The sequence below is a fragment of the Mesorhizobium sp. M7A.F.Ca.CA.002.04.1.1 genome, assembly GCF_004022805.1.
Taxonomy (GTDB): Bacteria; Pseudomonadota; Alphaproteobacteria; order Rhizobiales; family Rhizobiaceae; genus Mesorhizobium; species Mesorhizobium ciceri.
Map to the genome: position 1 here is coordinate 1 of NZ_RZPL01000220.1, position 7724 is coordinate 7724.

General features: G+C 64.1%; 8 protein-coding genes. 4 read left to right on the forward strand and 4 right to left on the reverse strand.

Annotated elements, in window-relative coordinates; genetic code table 11:
• The 4 genes from ENZ75_RS13870 to ENZ75_RS13885 form a co-directional block, all read right to left on the reverse strand.
• On the reverse strand, nt 1-559 hold a 559-nt coding region (locus ENZ75_RS13870; RefSeq protein WP_128278146.1), incomplete at its 3' end, for an FAD-dependent oxidoreductase.
• Entirely contained in the window at nt 549-1898 is a 1350-nt protein-coding gene (locus ENZ75_RS13875; RefSeq protein WP_013528141.1) for a glucoamylase family protein, read from the reverse strand. The genes ENZ75_RS13875 and ENZ75_RS13870, both read right to left, overlap by 11 nt.
• 143 nt (nt 1899-2041) lie before the next feature.
• Nucleotides 2042-2794 carry an SDR family NAD(P)-dependent oxidoreductase gene (locus ENZ75_RS13880; protein ID WP_013528140.1) on the reverse strand — a complete coding sequence of 251 codons (753 nt, stop codon included), beginning with the start codon at nt 2792-2794 and terminating at the stop codon, nt 2042-2044.
• 136 nt (nt 2795-2930) lie between these two features.
• Nucleotides 2931-3740, reverse strand: a complete 810-nt coding sequence (locus ENZ75_RS13885; protein WP_013528139.1) for an IclR family transcriptional regulator — start codon at nt 3738-3740, stop codon at nt 2931-2933.
• Nucleotides 3741-3926: 186 nt separating this feature from the next.
• On the opposite strand from ENZ75_RS13885, the gene ENZ75_RS13890 reads away from it, so the two are divergent.
• The 4 genes from ENZ75_RS13890 to ENZ75_RS13905 form a co-directional block, all read left to right on the forward strand.
• Nucleotides 3927-4940, forward strand: a complete 1014-nt coding sequence (locus tag ENZ75_RS13890) for an ABC transporter permease (protein ID WP_063169870.1) — start codon at nt 3927-3929, stop codon at nt 4938-4940.
• The gene (locus ENZ75_RS13895) at nt 4937-5782 is read left to right on the forward strand and encodes an ABC transporter permease (RefSeq protein ID WP_024501859.1); all 846 of its coding nucleotides are present in this window, start codon (nt 4937-4939) and stop codon (nt 5780-5782) included. Before ENZ75_RS13890 ends, ENZ75_RS13895 begins: the two co-directional genes overlap by 4 nt.
• 3 nt (nt 5783-5785) lie before the next feature.
• Complete coding sequence (locus ENZ75_RS13900; RefSeq protein WP_082826631.1) at nt 5786-6862, forward strand: ABC transporter ATP-binding protein; 1077 nt, start codon at nt 5786-5788, stop codon at nt 6860-6862.
• Nucleotides 6859-7724 (forward strand): ATP-binding cassette domain-containing protein (locus ENZ75_RS13905; RefSeq protein ID WP_128278147.1); only part of this gene is annotated, 866 nt, incomplete at its 3' end. The genes ENZ75_RS13900 and ENZ75_RS13905, both read left to right, overlap by 4 nt.

Consider the following 7724-nt stretch of genomic DNA (forward strand, 5'->3'; position numbering starts at 1 on the left):
CGGCAAGGCCTGGAATCGTCGGCAGCCTCGGGCGCGCGCCTGTCGCGATCAGCGCCTTCCTGAAACGCAAGGTTTGTCCGGCGACCGTGACAGCGTCCGGTCCGGAAAACAGCGTTTCGCCGAAATAAAGGTCGATGCCTTCGGAAACCAGCCTATCGGCGGCATCCGCGCGGCTGATCCGCTGCCGGATCTGCCGCATCCGCGTCATGGCGCGCGGAAAGTCGACGTGAAGACGGTCCGGCATGTCGCCGCCGAAATTCTCGGCATCGCGCATGTCGGCATAAAGCCTTGCGGTGCGGATGATCGACTTGGACGGGATGCAACCGACATTGACGCAAGTTCCGCCGATCAGATTGCGCTCGATGAGCGCGACCTTTGCGCCGAGGCCGGCCGCTTCGTAGGCGGCAGTCAGCCCAGCCGGCCCGGCACCGATGACGACGAGGTTGTAGGGACCGTCCGGCTGCGGGTTCTTCCAGTGCGGCGGATGGGCGCTCGCGATCAGACTGATGTCGTTGCTGTCGACGGGGAAGGCGGTGGTCCTGGTCCGGTCACGCGACATTGCCGCCACCTGACGCCGGGCTTGCCGGCTGAGACAGCCAGCCGCCATTGAATCCGGCCTTGTGCAGGCCGCGACGGATATGCTGATTGGACCGCATCAGCTTCCAGATCAGCCCTGACCGATGGTTCTCGATCATCATCACCACGATACCCTGATCCAGCCCATAGTGGCCCTCCGACACCCAGCCGTGCCTCCCGAATTTACGCCGGTTCGCCAATGTCGGATTGAAGCCGCTCGGCAGCCGGAAATTGTCGATCACCTCGGGGTAGCGATCACCGAGATGGCGCAGCGCCGCCAGGCAGATCTCCGGCGCGAAAGGCAGTGATGCCGGATAGGACCAAGGGGCGATCGTCCCGTCATCGGGCCCGAACGGAGCGCCGCGCGCGGCATAGCCGGAAAACCGCCGGCGCTGTCGCTCCACGCTGGTGCGGAAGCCGCCCGGCCCGTCGCCCGCCGAAAGTCCCCAAAGGTTCTCTTCATAGCCGTCATAGCCGTAAGGGTTGTGGCGCGCATAGTCGCGATGCAGATAGGTCGAGCGGCGGCTGTTTTCGAAATAGTCCGAGTTCTTCTCGCGCATGAAGGCGTCGCGGATGCCGGCGAAATCGATCCAGGCATGCGAGAACTGGTGCATGAACAATGGGCCGCCATACAGCACGTCGTAGCCGTAGATGTTTTCCCACTGATAGGTCGCCGTCCAGCCCTCGTAGCTGTTATCCGAGGTTGGACTGTCAGGCGAGGCCATCGACAGCACGTAGAGGATCGTCGCTTCGTTGTAGCCCTCCCAGCCATAGTGCAGAAAGCCGCTCTTTGGCTTCCAGCCTTGCCGCAGGGTCGGGCTTGAACCTTGTGCCCACCGCCAGTCGACGCGCCGGTAGAGCGCCTCGGCCAGTTGGCGGATTTCGGCTTCCTCGTCATCGTCACCGGAGAAATAAGCGCTCGCCACCAGCATGCCTGATATCAGCAACGCCGTATCCACCATCGACAGTTCGCAGCGCCAGACGCGCAGGCCGGTCCGCATATCGAGGAAGTGGTAGTAAAAACCCTTATGGCCGGTGACGTCGTCGCTATTGCCTTGCCGGCTGGTCGAGAAGAAACGCAGCGCGGCCAGCGTCAGCTTCGCGGCGGCATCGCGCGTCATCCAGCCGCGCTCGACGCCGATCGGATAGCTGGACAGCGCGAAGCCGACGACAGCGATGCTGGCCGGCGAATTCGGCCGCGATGTGTCCGCGACCAGTCCGTTTTCGGGGTTCACGTTATCGAGGAAATAATCGAAGGCGGCGCGCTGATAGCGGTCCAGAAGCTCATCGTCGGACAGTGCGGCAGATTCGGCTCTAAGCAAAAGTAGCAAACTCCCGCCTGACGGCTGCATTCCGTGTCATGGTTCCCGCTACCTTGTCGCGACTTGTCGCTTCGAGGCGTCCAACTATACGCCCGCATGCTCCGTCCGTTGCACCGTCACGTGGAATTGAGATTCGTTCTGCCTCAGTAGGTGGCGCGGCCGCCGGAAACGTCGAACACGGCGGCCGTCGTGAACGAACACTCTTCCGAGGCGATCCAGCAGATCAGCGCCGCCACCTCGTCGACCTCGCCAAAGCGCGCCATCGGTATCTTGGACAGCATGAAGTCGATGTGCTCCTGGCTCATCTGCTTGAAGATCGCGGTGCGCACGGCCGCCGGCGTGACGCAATTGACCGTCACCCCGGTCTTGGCCAGTTCCTTGCCGAGCGACTTGGTCAGGCCGATCACCGCGGCCTTGGACGTGCTGTAGGCGGAGGCGTTGGGATTGCCTTCCTTGCCGGCGATCGAGGCGATGTTGACGATGCGGCCATAGTTGCGCTCGAGCATGTGCGGCACGAGCGCCTTGTTGCAGTAGAAGACGCCGTTGATGTTGATGTCGATGACCTTCTGCCAATCTTCCGCCGAATAGTTCCAGGTCGTCATGTTCGGCCCGGTGATCGCCGCGCTGGTGACCAGGATATCGACACCGCCAAGCGCTTCGAGCGTTGACCGGGCAGCGCGCTCCACGCCTGCGGCATCGGCAACGTCGATAGCGATGCCGTGAAGACTGGGGATGACGGCCTTGGCCTGTTCGATCTGGGCGGGATCGCGATCCCAGACCGAAACCCGTCCGCCTTCTTCGACAATCCTCTGCGCCACCGCCAGACCAATGCCCGATGCGCCACCGGTGATGACCGCCACCCGGTCGCTGAACCGTCCTGCAAAATTCATCGGCATCCGATCTCCCCCCGTCACCCGAACCCGATGGACTGACAACGCGAGCGCCATGCCATCGGCGGCGACTGTGCTGCCCCCACCAGGCAAGTTCAAGCCGGCATGCAGCCCGATCGTCTGGGCCAATCCCGTGCCGGGATTACACGGGAATTCCCTCGAGTTGGTCGCCCAGTGCTTTCACCATCGCCACCAGCGCCGGTCCGATCTCGGCATGCGCGCGGTCCTCGGTGATGATCTCGCCGATGCCGCCGCAGGTGATGGCAACCAGCGGCGAGCCGTCACGCGGGCGGAACGGCACGCCGACTGCATGGATGTAGCTGTGCCAGGCGCCGAACGACGTCACATAGCCCTGGCGTGCATATTGGGCGATCGCATCGTCGATCGCCGCCGCGATCATCGCTGCCTTGTCCGGCTCCGCCTCCTGCAAAGCCCGTACAAGGCTGACGCGCTCCTCGGGTGAAAGGGCCGCCGCATAGGCCAGCCCCATCGATGTCTTCCAGATCGGCAGATAGGAGCCCGGGTTGAGCCGCAGCGTGACAAGGCTCTCCGACCGGCAATTGGCGAGATACACCATGTTGAGGCTGTCGCGCGTGCCGAGCGCCACCGCCGCCCCCGTCAAATCGGCCAGCGGCTGCATCAGCGGCCGGGCGACGTGCACGACGGCGCTTGAACTGAGCGCCGAATAGCCGAGCGCCACGGTAGCCGACCCCAGGCTGTAGCGGCCGAGATCCTTGTCGTACAGGAGGTAGCCGAGCGCGCTCAGCGTATAGGTGATGCGCGACACCGTGGCTTTGGGCAGGCCGGTGCGGGCAATGATGTCCTGGTTGCCGAGCGAGGCGTCGCCCGGCCGAAAGGCGCGCAGGATGCCGAGCCCGCGCACCAGCGACGACGAAAGCTGTGCGCCTTCGCCTTCAAGCTCCGTCTCGTCCCTGGTGGCTCGCTTGCGCACGCTGAGGTCTTTCTGGCGTCGTCGTCCGCCTGTCGGGCCGGTGACGTCGGCACTGTCGATCAAAAATGAAATTAAATTCCATTTATATTGACAGCGGCTTTCGCGGGCTGTCAATATGTTTCCGTCGATGGCATGTCCCAGCGCCTTGTGCCATCTTACAAAGCCCCTCCTTGTGAAGGTAGCCACGTGTCTCGCTATATTTTGCGCCGGCTTATCGCAATGCCGTTTCTGGTGCTCGGCATCGTCACCATCGCCTTCCTGATCACCACGGTGACCAAGGGGGATCCGCTGACCGCGATTGTCGCCGAACAGCAGATGAGCAACCCCGAAGTGGTGGCCGCCGCCAAGACGCGTTGGGGTCTCGATCGTCCTTTGCCGGAACGCTATATGATATATCTTGGTAATCTGCTGAGCGGCGATCTTGGCACCTCTTTCATCACCAAGCGCAATGTCGGCACCGACATTCTCTACCGCTTGCCGGCAACGCTCGAACTGGTTTTCGCCGCGATGATCTTCGGCACCACGCTCGGCATCGTGCTTGGTGTGCTGGCCGCCTATTTCCGCAACAGCCTGATCGACCATGGCGCGCGGCTGTTCGCCTTGTTCGGCTCTTCGCTGCCGGTGTTCTGGTCGGGGCTCGGCCTGTTGTTCATCTTCTCCGTCATGCTGAACTGGTTGCCGGGGCCGGGCAGGGTCGATGCCCGCTTGGCATTGCCGCCCGGCATCACCGGCTTCCTGACCATCGATTCGCTTCTGGCTGGCGACTGGACCGTCCTCAAGGACGCGCTCTGGCACCTGCTTCTGCCGGCCTTCGTCCTCGGCTGGACGGTTTCGGGCACCATATCGCGGCTGGTGCGCGCCAACATGCTTGATGTGATGAGCCGCGAGTTCGTGCTCACCGCGCGCGCCAAGGGGGCGAGCGAATTCCGCGTCGTCATCGTCCATGCGCTGCGCAACACCATGGTGCCGACCCTGACCGTCATCGGCTATTCCTTCGCCTATCTGATCACCGGCGCGGTGCTGACCGAAACCATCTTCTCCTGGCCGGGCATGGGATCCTATGCCGTGGAGGCAGCGCGTGCGCTCGACTTCCCGGCGATCATCGGCGTCACCATCGTCGGTGGTCTCGCCTTCCTGGTCACCAACCTTATCACCGACATACTCTATGTCGTGGCCAATCCGCGCGTGAGGTTGAGCTGATGGCAGTCGTCGTCACCAAGTCCCGCTCCTCGACGGTTCCCGAATGGCTGACCGCGCCATTGGTCATCGGCACGGTCGTCATCCTGTTCTGGCTGTTCATGACCGTATTCGCCAACCTGGTCGTGCAGTTCGATCCGCTCGAAATGGTCGCACGCCGGCTTCAGGCGCCAAGCTGGGCGCATTGGCTGGGTACCGACGCACTCGGCCGCGATGTGCTGGCCCGCACTCTGCACGGGGCCGCGCATTCGCTGCCGATCGCGGTTCTGGTCGTCGTCTCTGCAGTGATCATAGGCTCGCTGCTCGGCGCCATTTCCGGCTTCGTCGGCGGATTGACCGGCGCGGCGATCATGCGGCTTGTTGACGTCACTCTGTCCTTTCCGCCGATGCTGCTGGCCATGGCCGTCGCGGCGTCGCTCGGACCAGGCCTCGGCAATGCCGCCATAGCCATGGTGCTCGTCTGGTGGCCCGTCTACGCCCGGCTGATGCGGGCGCAGGTATTGGAGGTGAAGGAGCGCGAGCATGTCGAGGCGGCAATCGCCGCCGGCGCCAGGCCGCGGCGCGTGCTGTTCACGCACATATTGCCGCTTTGCTGGACCCCGGTGCTGATCAGCGCAACCATGGATCTCGGCCAGGTCGTGCTGCTTGCCGCGTCGCTCAGCTTCATCGGCCTCGGCGCCACGCCGCCGACACCCGAATGGGGCTCGATGATCTCCGATGGCGCCGTTCATTTCTATCAATGGTGGATCGCCTTCGGTCCCGGCGTCGCCATCCTCACCATCGTGCTCGGCTTTAACTTCATAGGCGACGGCTTGCGCGACATTCTCGATCCAAGGTCGGACTAGGCGATGAGCGCACAGATTTCCTCAGCGCCACCGGGCGCAGTCGACAAGGTGGGCGAGCGCGAGCCGCTGCTGTCCATACGCGGTCTGCGGGTCGGATTCCGCAAGGCCGGCAGTCAGTTCGAAGCGGTTCGCGGGATCGACCTCGACGTCGCCAAGGGCGAAGTGGTCGGCATTGTCGGTGAGTCCGGCTCGGGCAAGTCCGTCGGCATGCTCGCCGCGCTCGGCCTCACGTCAAAGAACGCGGTGGTCACCGGCTCGGTCCGCTTCAACGGCGACGAACTGGTCGGCAAACCGGCGCGCGAGATGCGCAAGATCAGGGGCGCGCGCATCGCCATGATTTTTCAGGACCCGCTGTCCTCGCTCAATCCGGTGATGACCGTCGGCGCCCAGATTGCCGAGGCGGTCAGGCTGCATCAGCGCGTGACACGCAAACAGGCGATGACGCGCGCGGTCGAATTGCTCCATCTGGTGGCGATCCCGCAGCCGGAGCGCCGGGTCAACCAGTATCCGCATGAATTCTCCGGCGGCATGCGCCAACGCGCGGTGATCGCCATGGCCGTCGCCAACGATCCTGACCTGTTGATTGCCGACGAACCGACCACGGCGCTCGATGTCACGGTGCAGGCACAGATCCTGGCCGTGCTGCGCTCGCTGCAGGAACGGCTCGGCCTCGGCCTGGTGCTGATCACCCATGATCTCGGCGTCGTCGCCGGCCATGCCGACCGCGTCGCGGTCGTCTATTCCGGCCGTGTCGTCGAACAGGCAGGCGTATCCGAGCTGTTCGCCGATCCGCGCCATCCTTACACGCGTGGCCTGATCGCCTCGATCCCCAACCTCGAGGAAAGCCGCGAGCGGCTGTTCTCGATCGACGGTTCGCCGCCCGCACTTGGGCGCTTGCCGGGCGGCTGCGCCTTCCATCCGCGCTGCATTTATGCCGCGGCACGCTGCCGGACCGAGGACCCGCCTTTGCACGATGTCGGCGGCCGGTTCTCGGCCTGTCATTTCGCGACGACCTTGCCGCCCTTCCACAGTGCTGTGCTGGCGGCGGCGAGCCTGGACAGTGGAGACGTGGCCTCATGAGCGCAGCGGAGCAACTCCAGGCGGAAACCAAACCGGCGGCTGCGCTTTCTGTTCGCCATCTCGTCAAGGACTTTCCGGTTCGCGGCGGCCTCGTCTTCGACCGTGCCGTTGCCCATGTCCGTGCGGTCGCCGATGTCTCGTTCGACGTAGCACCGGGCGAAACGCTGGGTCTGGTCGGTGAATCCGGTTGCGGCAAGTCGACCCTCGGGCGCTGCCTGATGCGGCTGATCGAGCCGACCAGCGGCGAAAGCTGGTTCCGTGGCCAGAACCTGCTCGCGCTCAATCACGAAGACATGCGCCTGATGCGGCGCTACATCCAGCTCGTCTTCCAGGATCCCTACGGGTCGCTGCATCCGCGCATGCGCATTGCCGACAACATCGCCGAGCCGCTGCGCATGAGCGACATGTCGGCGACCGACCGCCGCGCGCGCGTCGCCGAATTGCTCGAACTGGTGCGGCTCAATCCCGAGCATGGCAAGCGCTATCCGCACGAACTGTCCGGCGGCCAGCGCCAGCGCGTCGTCATTGCCCGCGCGCTGGCACTCAATCCGCAAGTGGTGATCCTCGACGAGCCGGTTTCGGCCCTCGACGTTTCGGTGCAGGCCGGCGTGCTCAATTTGCTCAAGGACATCCAGCAATCCTTCGGCACCTCCTATCTGTTCATCGCGCATGATCTGTCCGTCGTGCGCCACATCTCGCATCAGGTGGCGGTGATGTATCTCGGCAAGATCGTCGAGATCGCGCCGGCGGCCGAACTCTATTCGAGGGCGCTGCATCCCTACACCCAGGCGCTGCTGTCGGCGGTGCCGCTCGCCAATCCCGAGAAGGAGCGCAAGCGCGAGCGCATCGTGCTGAGCGGCGA

Excerpts from the sequence above, each read along its gene's own strand:
- ENZ75_RS13880 (WP_013528140.1), bottom strand. The coding sequence starts at position 2,794 with ATGCCGATGAATTTTGCAGGACGGTTCAGCGACCGGGTGGCGGTCATC.
- ENZ75_RS13900 (WP_082826631.1), top strand. The coding sequence starts at position 5,786 with ATGAGCGCACAGATTTCCTCAGCGCCACCGGGCGCAGTCGACAAGGTG.